Below are 16761 nucleotides of genomic sequence, written 5' to 3'. Positions count from 1 at the left end.
ACATACAACACTAATAGTTACTTAATTCTCACTATATTTTAGGGTTTATTTTTTAACAAAACATTAGCTTTAATATTTTTGAAATTCAGTATTAGACTGCCATCCAAAAGCAACATCGAGTGATTGTTTTTTTAATATGCGCAGAATACACCATACACTTTAAACAACATAATAAAGCGGTTAAGGCTACTGCATCAACACAGATAGATTAAATTTATCTGCCCTTTTTTTCATTCTGATATTGAAAAGGGAACCCAACCTTGAGCAAGTATATTTGGCTGTGAAATAGGTCCCTTTATCCATATATTTGGAGCCAAAACTATTTTAGCTTCTGATTTATTTAAGTATGCCCCCCACCAACTAAAGGAACTATTGGATAGTATATGGTGGCTACATTTTGAAATGAGTACAAGCTCTTGTGAAGCTCTAAGTGAATTTTCAGCACCTCGCTCAGCCGATACAATTGTATATGGTACCGAAATTAAAAGATTCTCCCTAACCCAGCCTGGATCGTCAGAAAAAATAAAAAGGTGAAGACCTGGGAATTTTTCCTGCATAAAAGAAATTGCTCGTCTATAGAAATTGACATCACAGACCAAATGATGCTCTCTTGTTTTGGGGTTGTCATAAAAATCACCCCTTCTAATATGAAGACTTATAGGAGTTCTCGTAGCCTTGATGACATTCAGATGGGGCTCAATTCCCCGGCTAAAGTCAGGCTTTAAAATAAATTCTTTTAATATTTCATTGTTATTTTGAAAGAAGTATTTTTCGGTCTGAAAATAACCATCTAAATATACATCCCCTTTTTGCTGCAATATTTGTGGATGCCAATCGACATAGTATCGAGAGAAAAACTTTTGATTAATATTTCTAATAATTTTGGATAAAATTCCATACGGATATTTAATACGAAAAATCTCACTCGAGTCTGCTTGTGAAGCCGTTATCATGAAATCAGTTATATCCAAGCTTCTATTAATCTGCTTTTGATTAATTTTTGAATAATAGTCAGCAACATCAAGCTTTAGAATATCATTATTGATGATTGACAAAGATTTTCCTGCGGCATATTGAAATAATTGATTCCCAAGGCCACCATTTAGTCGGACGATAATCAAGAGATTCCCTATGTAAAATAAAGTTATTATCTACCGCGTAAGCTATTGAGTTACCCAAGGATTAGGTAGGGGATTGAGGCTTCCTAAACAGAAAGCAGCCGCACCCATAAAATTGTCTCGCCAATAATTCCTTGCTTGGCCACAATACAAGCCCCCCATCCAATGGATCTTCAGGAATGAGGGAGAATTCCTCCACATCAAGACCATCAAACATATCTACAACCTGAGAATATGTATAAATTCTGTGCGCATTAAACATAATGATCGCTTTTGCACCCACCGGAACAACAAAAAGCAACCTTCCCCCTGGAGCCAAAACTCTTTTCAACTCAGAGCACGCGGCTATATCCCCATCGTAATCCAACGGATCGCCATAACGTCCGAGACCTATATGCTCAACAACATGCATACACGAAAGGGAGGCGAGGCTATTATCTGAAAAAGTTAATTTGCAGAGATCCCCAGATCGCTCTTTAAGATTGGGCAGATTAAGCTTTACAGGCCGATAATCTATAAAAGTGATGGGCAAAAATGCAGATACGCAACAGGAAAAAAAAAGGCTGCTTGATATATCAACATGCTCTTTTGGCAGTGTTCGAGCTAAAGTACGCGCTGCCCAAGAAACGTGAAAAACATAATGGCGATCAAATCCTGTTGTAGCGGTAGCATCTCCTAGACATGGCTTAAGATTTCGTACGCTCAGGTTAAATCGGGAACCTAGTTGACCCTTTCTTTTTAATAGAAAATATTGGGGAAGAAAAATAAACCCCTGTATAAAAATTGCTGATAACTTTTTAATTGCACGTTGTAAATAAGAATTCATAAATATTAAGTTAGTTAATTTACCAATAACGAGTTGCCTTTAGTTGATTTATTGGTTTAAAGTGCAATCTAGACTTATCCCATATGCGCTGCATTACATAAACACGCCACCTAACAGCCATAAAGAAATAACACCTTAGAAAGATTTTTTTTAGCAAACTCTCATCGCTCTTAGCGACAAGTTTACAGCGAATGTCGTTTTTCTCTCTTTGATAACTTTTTGTATGCGCAATAGAATGTTGTCCATCATGCTTTCTAAATGCGCTAAATGCATATGGCATATAACAAACGTTTCCATCCACAGCGAATCTAGCAAATAAATCATAGTCTGCCGCATTTTGCAAGGATTTATTAAGACCGCCAACACGTTTATATAAATCCGACCGCCAAAAACATGCGTCCTGAAGTGGAGTCCATGCACCGTAGAGCATAGCCAATCGCAAATTTCGACAAGCACCACGTGAATACGCCAAAACATTGCTATTGCAATCAATATAAAAATCGTCTCCAAATATCATATCTGCATTGGATTTATCAAGAAGCTTACGCGCAAGATCGAGTGAGTCATTTAAAAGCAAATCTCCAGAATTTATCCAACACTGATATCTACCTGTGCCACGCATAAATCCTTTGCTAATTGCGTCAGCATAACTATCGTCTTTTTCGCTCACCCAACCAGTTAAGCGATGGGCATATTTCTTGATAATTTCAACACTTTCGTCGCTTGATCCACCATCAATGATGTAGTACTCATCGCCAGGTCGTATATTTCTTAATACAGATTCAATAGTTTCGGCCAAATAAGATCCCATATTAAAATTTGGCGTAACAACAACAAAACTGTTACTTAATTGATTAGCGGGCAACATTTATTTCCCTTCCATGGAAAGCAAATTCTCATACAAACTTTCATAGCGCCTACTCATCACGGATAAACTGTATTCAGACAATGCTTTTCCTCTAGCAGACTGCCTAAGAGAGGATGGCCGCTCATGCTCAAGCACCCACTTAATGCCTTTAAATAAATCAGCAACGTCAAATGGAGGAGCAAGCCAACCATTCTGCATATGGTCGATCATATCCGGCAGACCTCCGATGCAAAAGGCTACACATGGCACGCCACAAGCCATTGCCTCTGCTACAGTATTTGGCAAATTATCAATCCTAGACGGACATATAAACACATCTGCCAGGGAATACATCATTGCTAACCGATGGTCATCTTCAATATTTCCAACTCTATGCAGTTTTACATACGAATTAGAAATTAATCCAATATCTCCTTCACCAAAAACTAACAGCGTGCAGGAGAAGTTAATCATATTGAGCGCCTTAAGCAGTAAATCTCCACCCTTACGATCATCTGAGACTAAATTTGCACCGAATAACAAAATAGGAGCAGTCAATTCAATGTTAAAGAATTTACTAGCCTCATCACGATCAATCGGGCAAAAAATATCAACATCCAAACCATTGGGAATAACTTCAATTCGCTTATGAGAAAATAAACTACTTTTTTTAGCTTCACTAGCCATCCAGCGACTTGGCGCTACAACAACTATATTGGACTTGTTATAGGCAACCATTTTTTGCAACCATAATTCATTGGAGATATCGTACGGATTATCACTACCAAGTAATGGGCAACATCCGCACTGATTTTCAAATCTTCTACAGCTATCAGCATAATGACATCCGCCTGTAAATGCCCACTCGTCATGTAAGGTCCAAACTATGGGTATGTTGAAATCGGAAATCTCATTTATATTAAGAATTCCATAGCTCACCCAATGAAGATGAATCAATTTTGGGGAAAAAGAATTCGCACGAATTCTTCTAGGGTTTGCCCAAAGTCCAGGCGAAAAAATAACAGCTTTACGGTTTGGATAAAGTAGCAATTGCAATCTATCTAGCACAGAGAAGCGGCTAGTCAATTTACCAATCAATGACGTCTTATCGAGAAAATAGAGCTGGTTTTGCGAAAGCTCACCAAATAGACTGAGATATCCAGCATTAGGGTATAAGTTACGCATACCATTAAAGCAACGGAATGCAGCTCGAGCAGCCCCACCTTGAAGTTGAATAGTATTTATCATCAAAATATCAGTCTTTTGGACCATTACTGTTGATGGCCGCATAAGATGATCTAATATGCTCCTCAGCCTCAGCTGGAACATTTTTAGGGCACGGAGCACTTTTATTTTTATACGAGCATAAACAGATACCTTTTCATCAATAAATATTTTTCTGAATTTTTCTACTATTTCAATATCAACCGGATCTGCCTTGCAATATTTTATAGGCTGCCAATTCGAATCTACTGACGCATGGAAAAATCGCCTATCTAAACGAGTGTGAGTACCAGAATTATCTAGCCCAATATTTCGCACAAGCGTCTTAGTTGGGTAAATACACCTGCAGTCATTAATAAAATGCGCAAATGAAAATCGTATTGCCCAAGAATCTATCATTTGTCCATATTGCATAGATAGCATTGGTGTTAAGTCCTCGCCACCCTGATTAAATGCAGTCTGCTGATTCATGTCCGCAATAAACTCAGGATAATAATTCATCCCCCAATCAATTTTTTCCCACCGATCACGCCAAGTTCCCCATGACCAAGATGAACAGCGATATCCTGAATAGGTATCGTATAAGTAGTTTTTTGGAATTTGAAAAATAGAATCAGGAAATGTATGCCCAGTGACAGAAAACACTTTTGGATCATTTGAATAGTATTTGAGTGCATTATTCATGAACGTCAAAAAGTACTTGGAGGTTACAAGGTCATCTTCCAAAACAATAGTACGCTCAAATTGATCTAGCATTCTAGAAACGCCTTGAATGACGGAGCTTGCTAAGCCATTATTACTATCTGCTTCGATTAATGTAACACTCTTAAAACCAGCAACTCGTCTTACTATCTTACGAGTTTCCTCAACAGCTAAGACGTCTTTTTCACTCTTTGGGCCATCACAAAAAATAAATAAATCACTATTTTTAGCTAGGACATTATCTGCTAAAGCAGAAATCGTAGCTCTCGTATGTTGCGCTCGGTTATAAACAAAAAGAGCGATTGGTGCACATTGCTCATCCATCTTCAAACCACGTAAGCCTCAATGAAAAAAGAGTCCGGTTTTCGAACTGACCCATCTAATAATGTATCTAGATGGAAATTTACAAACCCTTTAATAGACGATTCTGATGCTTTATAAGTTGTAGGATTTATAAACCCGCAATCTTGAAGTAGACTGGCAAGAGAAAAGTCATCATACATCCACAAATGCACCTCGCCACCCAATCTAAACTTTCCAACTGATTTTGCATTCCCGATTGCAACTTTAGTTGCTGGTTTTGTCCTGCAAAATTTTCTGGCGTGCGTATATTCTGCGCCAACACGCTCTGTAATAAAAGACTCTTCAGGAACACTTTCCTGAGACCAATATTTCATCATTTCACCACCTGACTGATGGCGCACCAATTGATCAAGCAATTCAATCACCATCCATTCATGACGGGACGCCGCCCCTAATTTATTTAGACGCGCTTCGTCTAGCGATAACAAGTAGGCTCTTGCAATAGCCTCCAGATCGGGAACCACTAATCGAATACATCCCCCGGGGCGCAATAGTTTTCGACACTCTAATAGCAATTTTCGAGCTGCATCACAGTCAAAATGCTCCAGGACATGTGATGCATAAATCACATCGCAACTTTGATCATCGAGAGGAAGTTTGTTGCGGAGATCCCAAGAAAAAGTTGTAATGCCATCTCCACGAAAATCAATATTTACCCAATCTGAATGCGCACAAGTTCCACATCCTAAATTTAGGAAAATTGGGGATTGATTTCTCTGCCTGCGCAATACCTCATTCTTAATTGCTGGCCCGTCGGACAATATCCCATATCGCATAGATAACTCCCAGCGCACTCTAGAAATAGTCTTATGCAATAAAGAAGTGCTCATATACTTTATATTTGACGCTGAAAAGTCATATTACATCCTTCTACAGCAATGCAACGCATACCAACTTTTTGCAGGGATTCAATTCTATTTTGTATACGACTTAGAGCACCATCATCTAACGGTGTATGGGCCTCATCAAACTCGATGAGTAAAAGACTGGGGAGGGGGCCCTCAACGACAAAATTATCAATAACCGCGTACTCACCGCCCTCTATATCCATCTTTAATAGATCGATCGAGTGATCCCCTTGATCATGCATCAGTGTTAATAATCTAAAACATTGCGCTGTAAACCAAGCATTTGTTTGCTGAAGATTCAAAGTAGAGCATGAAACATGACTTGGATCTTTTGGCATAAAGAACTTCATTTCAACATCTTCACCTGCTAGACCATAAGGAAGAAATTGTATTTTTGAAAATTTATTTTGGTCAATTTTATAAAATAATTCCCTGCTTCCATTTATTGGAAACTTCTCCCCTTTATTCACGGCATTACTCAGATGTTGAAAGTGGGCAATTGCCCTAGGGGTAGGATCTATTATCAATACTTTACATTCAAATTTTTCAGCAAGGTCACAATCGAAGCTAATATCCTCACCAGCGCCAGCAAGATAGCACACGCTATTCTGATCTAAAGATACATTCTTAGGCAGTAGCCATCCGCCATATTTTGTACCTAGACGAAGAAGCTCATTGCTGCCCAATAGATAATCTTCATTAATTAAATTAATCAGTTGAGATGTTGAATCTTTTTTCCCAATTCGAAGTGCGCCTCGGCATTTTCGTAATAAATTTTTGAGTGTCAGTGCGTCTACCATACACTCCTACCGCCATCCATAACAATATTTTGGCCATTCATATAGGCAGAAGCGTCGGAACATAAAAACTGTATAGCAGATTTATATTCGTCTTGATTCGCCATTCTTCCCATAGGTATAAGGCCAGTTAAGCGATCGACAAATTCGCTTGACTGCCCATTAAATACTCCTCCAGGAGACAGTGCATTGCAGCGAACGCTCCTATCAGCCCAATATGTTGCAAGATAGCGTGTCAAGCCAATGAGGCCAGCTTTAATAACAGAGTATGTGACTGGCTTAACAGGCTGAAGATCATCGGGAAAACCATCTTTTCGATACAGTCGTTGATCAGGAGAGAGCACGGAAAGATCAGAGGCGATATTAAGGATCACCCCACCTTTTCCATCATTAGCCATAGCAGCACCAAAGATCTGACTACATAACAAAGCACCCGTTAATCCAACCGCTATCTCCTGGTTCCATTGTTCCAAAGAAAAATGTTCCAGTCGTGAGGCCTCGCTCAGTCCGTCTGCATTCTTAACCTTTGGATCAATTGCGGCATTATTAATTAAAATATCTAATCGCTCGCCAGAATTTAAAATTTGTCTAGCCACACTTTGTACGGAACCCTGATTGGTTACATCTAACGGTATAATTTCAACCTGAAATTCGTCGAAACAATGTCCAACTAGAAGCTCCTTACTTTTCACTAAAGCACTTTGGTTGACATCTGTAATAATTACTTTTGCCCCAGCCTCAATAAGAGCAATCGCATGCTGCATACCTAGCAATCCAGCTGCGCCTGTTATTAGCGCCTTTTTTCCCGATAAATTATATTTTTCAAGTTTTAAAGTCATAAAAAATCTTAACAGATCAAGAGCGTAGCTGCCCGCCATCTACAGCGTAAATACCGCCCGTGACAAAATTACATTTTGGTGATGCTAGCCATGCTGCCCAATTGGCCACATCTTTTGCCTCACCAAGTACCGCCAAAGCAACCTCACGCTCAATGATAGACATGGTAGCTTCTGGATTGGCACTTATCTTTTTAGACCAAACGGATCCGTCATGCAATATATTTCCTGGAGCTACAGCATTAATACGGACCCCATACTTACCTAGCGGCCTAGCAATACCACGAACATAGGCGTTTAAAGCGGCTTTGGCTACGGAATATGTGATGGGAGCACTTGGGATAACCTCAATTCCGCAAATTGATGATATGCAAACAATAGAGCCCCTGCTAGCGATCAATGCATGCTTTGCCGCTTCAATAGTATTCGTTGCACTCCAAAGATTAGCAGCAAACACTCTTTGCCACTCATTAAATGTTTCCTCACCAGGATGCACTGATGTTCCACTCCCGACATTGCAAATTAAAACATCCAGACTGCCACCCAATAATTCAATCGCCTGACTCACTACATGTGCCGCCTCATTAGGATTGGAAACATCCCCTGCGACCAATGCAATATTTTTCTCTCCCAACTCCAAAGCAGCATTCTTTAAGGAATCAAGATCGCGCCCATTTATAACGACCGAGCAACCCTCTTCAAGAAATTTTTTAGCAATTACCAAACCAATACCCGAACTTGAACCAGTAATAAGCGCTGTTTTTCCTTTTAGATCAAGCTCCATTAACTCCCCCAACCCAAGATTCAGTCATTGTTCGATAGCGCTTTAATGCACCAACATGATCACCACTCTCATCACGAGCTGTTTGCATGATGTAATTTCCGGAATAGTTCAGGCTTTTAAGTAACTCAAACACTTTTTTAAAATTAGCATTTCCCTGGCCAAGCGCTACTGTCGTTCCATTCAAAACACGGTCTTTAATATGAACATTTTGAATACGATGACCATATCTAGAAAATTCTTCAACCGGATCAAATCCTAATGCTGCACTGTTACCAATATCATAATTGATGCCAAATTGATCTGAAGGTAGGCGTCCAATGAAGCGCGCAACTTCGTTAGGATAAAAATCAGACTCAAAAATAATTCTCAACCCTCTTTGAGTGAAAAACTCCTCTTGCTCAAGCAAAAAATTAACCAAAAAATCTTCCTGACGAGAATTTTCTATCCGACCACTATCAACCAAAGGCACTACTAACATCTTGATACCAATAAAAGCACAGGCATCTGCGATCTGTAAAAAATCTTGTTTTAATTTTTCGCACTCTAGGTCGCCGGCCTTCCAAAATGGCGCCTGCATAAAACAGTCCCCAGTCAAGGATGGGATAGTTAAATCAAAGAGTAGGCAAAGCTCTTTGATCCTCGCTTGACCCTCTTTTATCATTAATGGATTTTCATAAAGTCGCTCCTGATCAAGGGTCCACTCCATTAAATGAAGATCAATACTGCTTGCTATTGAGAATTCATTCTCCCAGTTCTTCCAAGGAAACGCTTGGATCTTCCCATCAACCTTTTCCGAGAGGCGCCCTTGCATGAAGCCTATTGAATATTTCATTTTGTTTTAAATCGATAAGGTGTTGGAGCATCTCCTGTAGTACTATTGCCGCGCTCTTTATCCCATTTTTGTATTTGGCCAACAATATCAGTCCCAGTATTTAAACTCCATTGATTAAGCAAGCGGGTAAACCCCTCACCCACTAAACCATTACCGATTGGATTGCCGTTTAAAGACGTTACCGGAAGCATGCAAAATGGGGTGCCCGTCATAAAGGCTTCATCAGCAGTAAATACATCGTAAGCCTCAATATTTTTCTCAACTATTGGCATGCCTAATTGGGGGCACAATTCGCGCATTACATAATCTCGTGAAATGCCGCGCAAAATATTTCGACCTTCTGGAGTAATGACAACACCATCTTTAATAATAAAAAAGTTATCGCCCGTTCCTTCAGCAATAAATCCATCTGGATCTATTAAAAGGGCCCAGTTGTTATCCCCCTCTATCTGCCCCGCCTCAATATTAGCCATCAAATAATGTATGCGACTACGATTTTTAATTTTGGGGTCAAGCAAAGTACCAGGAATAGCGCGCTGAGATGTAATCACTGCGTTGATTCCCCTATCAAATAAGGCGCCCATTGTGGCTACAGTCCAACGAAGTGGAAAATCCGCAATGATGACATTTGGCCCCTTATGCAGCCCCTCAATACCTTGATAGATGCCAAGTAAACCTCGCGAAACATCAATCATGAGTCGATGCTCATCATCAGATTGAAATAAATGCTCATTTGCTTCTATAGTTTGATAACAAGCCGCCTCCATTTCTGCGGGCGTCATTTCAAGAGGAATTCTTAAAATCTTTAAACCGGAGTACAAGCGCTCAATATGCTCTCGCAACTTAAATTGTTGCTTATTAAATGAGCGGGTCATTTCGAAAACCATATCGCCAAACATCAAGGCTGAGTCGTATATGGAAATTTTTGCCTCCGTTTCCGGAACCAATTGACCATTAAAGTATACAAGTCGATGTGTTTTTTGCATCTAAATTCATCCTCAATTTAAAAACATAAATTTATTAATTGCGCTTTGATGCCAATCATCCACAAGCGACAACTTAGGCAACTAGCCGTAAAAAACTAAAACTCACTCTATCTAGATGCGCCCAGGTAGATAAATATTGTCAAACCATTTAATAGTATCGGTAATATGAAAGTTAGAGTTTTTGGGATACAGATATTGGTACAGCTGACTCATAAACTCATACTGCTCTTGTGTGTTGACATCCAAAACCAAATCAGGGCGTCGGAATTCTATTGGACACTCAAGAGTGCTAATCGGGCACCAGCTTTCTTTAACCGCCTCACCAGAGCTGTAATTAAAGAAATTTAAATGCACATGCTCACGTAGATTAGCATCAGTATGACGAGCCCTAGCTTCGTCTAATAGGGAGAAGTCAAAGACTTCAGCGCCTATTCCATCGGGATAACCTGAGTTATTAATCACAGACAAATTAGACGAAAAACCACGTCGGCCTAGCATTAAATGATGTCTCAAAATCTTATCAATTTCAGAAGGCTCCGGCGTTGCGTTATCAGCAGGCAAACGACCTACAATATCCGCCTTAGACCAGACGGCAGCCTGATAATAGCGATCCAACAGATCGTTTTCAGACCCCGCAAATACCTTTATTCCATAACTTTCGCCAAGTTCAATTAAAACTCTATCCTGCTTTGTATCTGGGATAGCCAAAACAATATCGTCAAATGCTACGCAACGCTTTACTCTTTCCAGAATTCTGCCAACCAAGGGCTCTCCCGCTAAATCCATCATCGATTTACCGGGCAAACGAGTTGACCCCATTCGGGCTTGAATTATTAGTACGCTACGTTGATTCATAGTTTTTTTGATTTAAAAATTGCCTGCTCAACCAAGCCACAAACAATATGCCCGACCATAATATGAGACTCCTGTATTCGAGCCGTATCTATAGATGGGATGCACAGGCACTCACACATTGAAAATAATGCGCCACCGCTTTGTCCAGCTAACGCAACCACAACTATATCGAGCTCATTAGCCTTTTTAACGGCAGCCAAGATGTTGGGGCTATTACCACTAGTGGATATAGGAATAAATATATCCCCAGGCATAGCAACAGCTTCCAGCTCCCGCGCAAAAACCTCTTCATAACCATAATCATTGCCAATTGCACTCATCACCGAGCTGTTCGCACTCAAGGCCAAGGACGGCAAAGGAGGGCGATCAAGCATGAATTTAGAAATGAACTCCGCAGCCAAATGCTGGGCGTCAGCAAAGCTACCCCCATTTCCAGCAAAAATAATCTTCGATCCCGAGAGAAGGCTTGCAGTACATTTATTAGACAACTCAGAAATCTGCGCCATCAATTTCTGGTTACCTAAAATAGCTCTTTTTGTATCAATAGATTCTTGAATGTATTTTTTTATGAGCTTTTCTGCATCTAAGATATCGTGCATATTTTTTGAAATAATATTCTAATATGTGATTCTAGCCTAGATTCTTTTCAGCTTCAGATATTTTGCAAAGTACAAAATAATAAGGTATTAAAAAAATATAAAATATTCCATGCAAAACCATTCCAAAACTTATAATGTAAATTATTTTATAATTTATAAAATCTATTTTTGATATTGATTTATAAAAACAAAAAATGAATATTAAAAGGTATGGAAATCCAAAATAAATAGCCATTTCAATAAATGAGTTATGCGCAGGATAATAAAGCTTATCGGAGATAATTTTAGGATAATTTTTCCCCAGTCCCAATAAAAAATTTTGTGGGTTATCTAATAAATACTCCTCTACCCACATCCTGGATATTCTGAATCTATTTTTATCAGAAATATTGGATATTTTTTCTATGAAATTTGGACCCTCCGAAGGCTTTGATATACCAGAAAAAATTTCCGTATCAGGTTGGCCTTGTCGATAAAGCTTAACCACCTCACCATCACTAAAAGTTATAGAAAATGTTAATATTAATGATAAAAAAATAAATGAATAAATCGTAGCGGCTAAATTAAATTTAGATATGTATCTTTTAAAAAATGGTGCAATAAACAAAATAATGGACGCATAAGTAAAAGCCCTCGAATTAAGCAACGAAACCACAACTACACATATTAAAATATATATAATATTATTTACAAATTGTCTTTTGTTTTTCGTCCAATCTGCGCACACAAATAAGCAGGCGATATAAAAGGATAGAAAATTAGTGTCTAACTCATTTTCCTTTCCAAAATAAATTATGGCGCCAATAATAAAAATCAATAATGTTTTATTTATGGGTTTCCATTTAATGTTTAATGAAATTAAAAATTTTCCAAAAATTAGCCCTGCAGGAGGAATTAATGCCGCCATTGGATAAATCTTTAATCCACATAAAAACAACACCAACAGATAAAATAAAAAAGAGCTATCTCTTAAGCAATTAGCGCCATTAATTAAAAAAAAATAAACAACTGTCAATAAAGTAAAAACCACTTCGAGCCTTATCAACCAACCTGTATTTACGATTCCCCAAAATGGAAGGCTGAATATAAGCGCCAATAGAATTAAAGTGGATATATTTTCTTTAATCTTCGTTGTCACATAAATGGCCTTCATATCCAATTTTCTAATTTTTCAAAAGCAATCCAAAAACCTTCGCCTCCGTTCTTATGACCTTGCCAGATCTCCGGAATGAATGATGCCTCTTTACAGCCCTCATTTAGGATATTCCCTAGGCGCTTGAAATCAATATCGCCCTGACCTATCTGCAAGCCCTCACCATTCACACCCATAGCATCACCCAAGTGCAAGTGCGCAGTAAAAGGGGCAATCTTCCGAGAAAACTCATAAAAGTCCAGGCCAAAATGATTACAAGTCAGGCGAGAATGTGAAATGTCAAAACACATACGTAGCTTTAATTTGCCACACCAGGCAATAATTTCGTCGATCTGAACAAACAGATTCTGGTATCTCTGACCACCAAAATGCCAGGGAAAGGGAGCCATGGTCTGGGGAATTAATTCCACACCCTCCATGTTTAGCTTACTCAAACTATCCTCAAAGCGCTCATAGTAAGCTTGAATATCATCACTTAATAGGGGTGCATCCATCGTGAAACCACCGACGTTCGCAACAATCATAGGTCTTTCGGACTTTGGAAAGTAGCTTTTTAACGACCTGGTAATGTCTATTACGCGCTGTGTCTCCTTAAGAGATTCTTCGCGATATTGTGCATCTGGCGAAGCTAAATCCATCAAATGACTGCCTGAAAATAATTCAGGCGCATGAACAACAAAATCTTGCTCATATGTTCCACTTAAAAACTTCGATGGATCTAGGTTCATATCGGAAAAAGATAAATGAAACTCCCAAAGATCCGGCTTTATACGCTGAGCATACTCATTAAAGTCATGGTATCTGACTGGCACACCCCATGGACGAGCAAATTTATAGGCCCTTGGTTCAATTCGACCACCCCCAATATCTGATGGGTAGAAAAAATCTTCCTCCAGAATGTCTCGAGTTAAAACCCGACCTAATAATTTTTCATAGGCCTGTGGTGATAACCCCTGACCTGGACTTCGAACTTTAATATGCTCAGGACCAATAATAGTGCCCCGAGAAAGTGGCATAGTAGCTATTAAACTTTTGCCCAAGTTTTCTCTATTGATCATCTCCCCCTGAGATATAGATCTAGTATCTCCGCTACCGAGTGCCTGCTCAATTTCTCGAATGCCTTCAACCATACGCCCAAACTCAGGCTGCGTGAGACTGGCAGCGTGATCAGGACCCTCCATATTGCGATCCAGAGTGAAATGTCGCTCAACAATACAGGCGCCCAATGAAACTGCTGCTAAAGAGATGTTAATACCACGCTCATGTCCCGAATAGCCAACCAAAGGATGAATTCGATGGAGACCAGACATCCATCGCAAATTAATATCATGAAGGGGTGCGGGATATGTACTATTACAGTGCAGTAGCGCAAACTTCACAGATCTCTTATTTAAAAATTCGACCGTATTGCGAACCTCTTCAACGCTACTCATCCCCGTTGAAAGGATTAATGGCTTTTCAGTTTTAGCAAGCTTATCTAATAGCGGTAAATTTGTGAGATCAGCAGAGGCCACTTTATAAGCGGGCACTCCAAAACCCTCAAGAACATCAATACTTTTAGAATCCCAGGGCGTACATAAATAAATTACTCCTTGACGAGTACAATACTCAGACAATTGCCGATGCTCTTCTACGGTTAATTCAAAGCGGCGCAGTAAGTCAATCACATACTCTGTACCAAGATCTTCCCCGCCCTTGGTGAGGCTGCGATTTCGGTACACCTCTTCTAAGTGCCTCATCTGAAACTTAACAGAATCAGCTCCAGCCTGACGAGCTTGGTCCACCATTTCAATAGCCCGATCAAAACTACCATTGTGATTGTTACCAATCTCAGCAATAACAAAAGCGCGACTGCTACCAACCTCAAAATTATTTATCTTAAAACTCATAAGGAGTTACTTTCTGTATGATTATTTCGCTCTCGAACCGTCCAAGCTTGTAAGCCTTTTGGCTCAAAATTAAATGGCCTTACATTTAAGTGCAAACTTTGCAAGTGCTGTATTAACTCGTGCTTTTTAAAGGGTGGGACATAAAACAAGAAAAATCCGCCTCCGCCAGCACCCAATAATTTACCCCCTACAGCGCCTGACTTTTTTGCACCCTCATAAATTTGGTCCAAATGAGTGTTGCTGATTTTTTCACTAACTTGCCTCTTAAAATACCAAGCTCTATCTAACAATCGGCCAAAATCTAATAGACGTCCACGCAACAAAGTATTGCGCATCTCATAAGATAAATCTACATTTTCACCAACCAACTCACGCACACTTTTAGAATGCATTTTTTCTTGCTGATCCAAATGAATATCTCCCGAATCATGAGTTGTGCCCGTATCACATAAAATCAAGCTCTCTTCAAGCTCAAGCAGAGTATCTTGTGGTATGCGCAAGGGGTGGACAATATTTTGGTCCATTCGAAACTCCATAAAGTTAAATCCCCCAAACACTGTTGCATACTGATCCTGCCATCCACCAGCAATTCCTAAATGGTGACGCTCAGCCTGGTATGCAATTTCCGCCAACTCATGCAAATCCCAACGGTCCCGCCTGAATTGATTAAAACATCCCAATACTGTTGCAGAAACTACAGCCGATCCGCCTAATCCGGAATTCATAGGAAAATCAGAATGTAGATATAACTCAAATCCAAAGTCCGGATTAATTGTCTTTAATAGTGCCTGAATTAAACCAAAAGATCCCGGCTCCGCTAAAAATGATTTTAAATTCTTTGATCGAACCAACTCTCTCAAATCTAAAGATTGGATAATTACCTCCTCGTCATTTCTTAAACGTAAGGTGGCGTGACTATAAAGTGAAATAGTGGTATTAATAACAGCGCCTACATTATTATCGGAGAAATAATGCGTCACATCTGATCCTCCACCACCAAAACTAATTCGGACCGGGGCACGAGCACGAGCGTAAACAGATCCCTCGGCCTCTAGGGGTAATTGATCACGAGAGACTATACCAACTAAGCGACGCGACTCATCTAGCAGCGGAATTACACGAATATGATGATCTAGCTTTTTAAGCAGTAATTCTCGATTGGTATCCGGCGGCGCCCAAACAAAGTTTGAGTTTGCGCATATTATTGCTGGATCATCTAGCCCGCCTCCATTGAGAAGACACCTTCTAATATCCCCATCAGTAGCTAGAGCAACGACAGTTTTTGCTTCATCTATAAAAAAAATAATTCCATGATGGTTTTTTTCGACATGCGCTAAAGCACCTCGTAAAGTTTCATCTATGGGTACCAGAAAAAACTCTAGCTTCATAATTTTGCGGCCTTTCCAGACTCAATCCAGTGACAATAACGATAGTAATCGTCGGGTATCCCAATATCTATGAAATCAGTTTTAAGTGGGACAGCCATCAGCCCGCCCTCTTTCAAAAGACGCCTAAATAGATCTCTCTCAAGGGAAAAAGGTAAACCATCCCACCCTTGAAATAATGAGGGTGATAAACGGTAGAAGCCAGCATTTATCCACCCATTTTTTTCAATGCTATTTTTTTCTGAAAAAGCAGTAATTTTAAATTTATTATTGAAAATTATCTGCCCATATCGCCCTACATCATTTACCTCAACAACTGCTATAGATTGATCTTGACTATTTATTAAGGCTTGAACGCCACCCTCAAGCCAAGTATCAGCATTAGTGAGTAAAAAGCTTTCACCAAGAGACATCCGATCAACTGCATAAGCAATTGCCCCACCAGTATCTAATGGGGTTGGCTCCACAATCCATCGTATTGAAATATCGCCTAAATCTTGATCTATTATTTTCTGAAGAAATGCTACCAATTGGTCGGATTGATGGTGAAGTAAAAAAATAAATTCTCGAATGCCTTGCTTACGCCATTGCTGTAATTGTAAATCTAAAAATGGCGTACTCCCTATTGGAGCCAGTGCCTTAGGAACTCCTAAAGCTAAGGGACTTAATCTAGAGCCCATTCCACCCGCTAGAACCAACATTTTCATAACAATAAAT

At 39.5% G+C, this 16761-nt stretch carries 16 protein-coding genes; all 16 read right to left on the bottom strand.

Annotation, left to right across the window (positions count from 1 at the left end; translation table 11 throughout):
* Positions 1–230 precede the first annotated feature (230 nt).
* A complete protein-coding gene (locus QMF28_RS01890) occupies positions 231–1121 on the bottom strand; it encodes an alpha-1,2-fucosyltransferase (RefSeq protein ID WP_281742937.1) in 891 nt (296 codons plus the stop codon).
* Positions 1122–1182: 61 nt separating this feature from the next.
* A complete protein-coding gene (locus QMF28_RS01885; RefSeq protein WP_281742936.1) occupies positions 1183–1944 on the bottom strand; it encodes a DUF268 domain-containing protein in 762 nt (253 codons plus the stop codon).
* 19 nt (positions 1945–1963) lie between these two features.
* The gene (locus tag QMF28_RS01880) at positions 1964–2812 is read right to left on the bottom strand and encodes a glycosyltransferase (protein ID WP_281742935.1); all 849 of its coding nucleotides are present in this window, start codon (positions 2810–2812) and stop codon (positions 1964–1966) included.
* On the bottom strand, positions 2813–5041 hold the full coding sequence (locus QMF28_RS01875) for a glycosyltransferase (RefSeq protein ID WP_281742933.1): 2229 nt from the start codon (positions 5039–5041) through the stop codon (positions 2813–2815).
* Positions 5042–5043: 2 nt separating this feature from the next.
* Positions 5044–5910: a class I SAM-dependent methyltransferase gene (locus tag QMF28_RS01870; RefSeq protein WP_281742932.1), complete on the bottom strand. Its 867-nt coding sequence runs from the start codon at positions 5908–5910 to the stop codon at positions 5044–5046.
* 5 nt (positions 5911–5915) lie between these two features.
* The gene (locus QMF28_RS01865; RefSeq protein ID WP_281742931.1) at positions 5916–6728 is read right to left on the bottom strand and encodes an FkbM family methyltransferase; all 813 of its coding nucleotides are present in this window, start codon (positions 6726–6728) and stop codon (positions 5916–5918) included.
* Positions 6722–7564: an SDR family oxidoreductase gene (locus tag QMF28_RS01860; protein WP_281742929.1), complete on the bottom strand. Its 843-nt coding sequence runs from the start codon at positions 7562–7564 to the stop codon at positions 6722–6724. Before QMF28_RS01860 ends, QMF28_RS01865 begins: the two co-directional genes overlap by 7 nt.
* A gap of 16 nt (positions 7565–7580) precedes the next feature.
* Positions 7581–8345, bottom strand: a complete 765-nt coding sequence (locus tag QMF28_RS01855) for an SDR family NAD(P)-dependent oxidoreductase (RefSeq protein WP_281742927.1) — start codon at positions 8343–8345, stop codon at positions 7581–7583.
* Positions 8335–9177: a sugar phosphate isomerase/epimerase family protein gene (locus tag QMF28_RS01850; RefSeq protein ID WP_281742925.1), complete on the bottom strand. Its 843-nt coding sequence runs from the start codon at positions 9175–9177 to the stop codon at positions 8335–8337. Before QMF28_RS01850 ends, QMF28_RS01855 begins: the two co-directional genes overlap by 11 nt.
* Positions 9174–10163, bottom strand: a complete 990-nt coding sequence (locus QMF28_RS01845) for an aminotransferase class IV (RefSeq protein ID WP_281742924.1) — start codon at positions 10161–10163, stop codon at positions 9174–9176. Before QMF28_RS01845 ends, QMF28_RS01850 begins: the two co-directional genes overlap by 4 nt.
* A gap of 111 nt (positions 10164–10274) precedes the next feature.
* A complete protein-coding gene (locus QMF28_RS01840) occupies positions 10275–11018 on the bottom strand; it encodes a cytidylyltransferase domain-containing protein (RefSeq protein WP_281742922.1) in 744 nt (247 codons plus the stop codon).
* Complete coding sequence (locus QMF28_RS01835) at positions 11015–11617, bottom strand: D-sedoheptulose-7-phosphate isomerase (protein WP_281742921.1); 603 nt, start codon at positions 11615–11617, stop codon at positions 11015–11017. Before QMF28_RS01835 ends, QMF28_RS01840 begins: the two co-directional genes overlap by 4 nt.
* Before the next feature lie 31 nt (positions 11618–11648).
* Entirely contained in the window at positions 11649–12770 is a 1122-nt protein-coding gene (locus tag QMF28_RS01830; RefSeq protein ID WP_281742920.1) for an O-antigen ligase family protein, read from the bottom strand.
* On the bottom strand, positions 12767–14659 hold the full coding sequence (locus QMF28_RS01825) for an N-acetylneuraminate synthase family protein (protein WP_281742919.1): 1893 nt from the start codon (positions 14657–14659) through the stop codon (positions 12767–12769). Before QMF28_RS01825 ends, QMF28_RS01830 begins: the two co-directional genes overlap by 4 nt.
* Positions 14656–16047 (bottom strand): GHMP family kinase ATP-binding protein, encoded by a 1392-nt coding sequence (locus QMF28_RS01820; RefSeq protein WP_281742918.1) that lies wholly within the window; start codon positions 16045–16047, stop codon positions 14656–14658. Before QMF28_RS01820 ends, QMF28_RS01825 begins: the two co-directional genes overlap by 4 nt.
* Positions 16044–16751, bottom strand: coding sequence for a sugar phosphate nucleotidyltransferase (locus tag QMF28_RS01815; RefSeq protein WP_281742917.1), 708 nt, complete (start codon positions 16749–16751; stop codon positions 16044–16046). Before QMF28_RS01815 ends, QMF28_RS01820 begins: the two co-directional genes overlap by 4 nt.
* Positions 16752–16761 lie beyond the last annotated feature (10 nt).

Origin of the sequence: Polynucleobacter yangtzensis (assembly GCF_027924165.1) — a bacterium.
Taxonomy (GTDB): Bacteria; Pseudomonadota; Gammaproteobacteria; order Burkholderiales; family Burkholderiaceae; genus Polynucleobacter; species Polynucleobacter yangtzensis.
The sequence above is the reverse complement of the archived record's forward strand: the minus strand, read 5'-3'. Positions and strand labels throughout refer to the sequence as shown.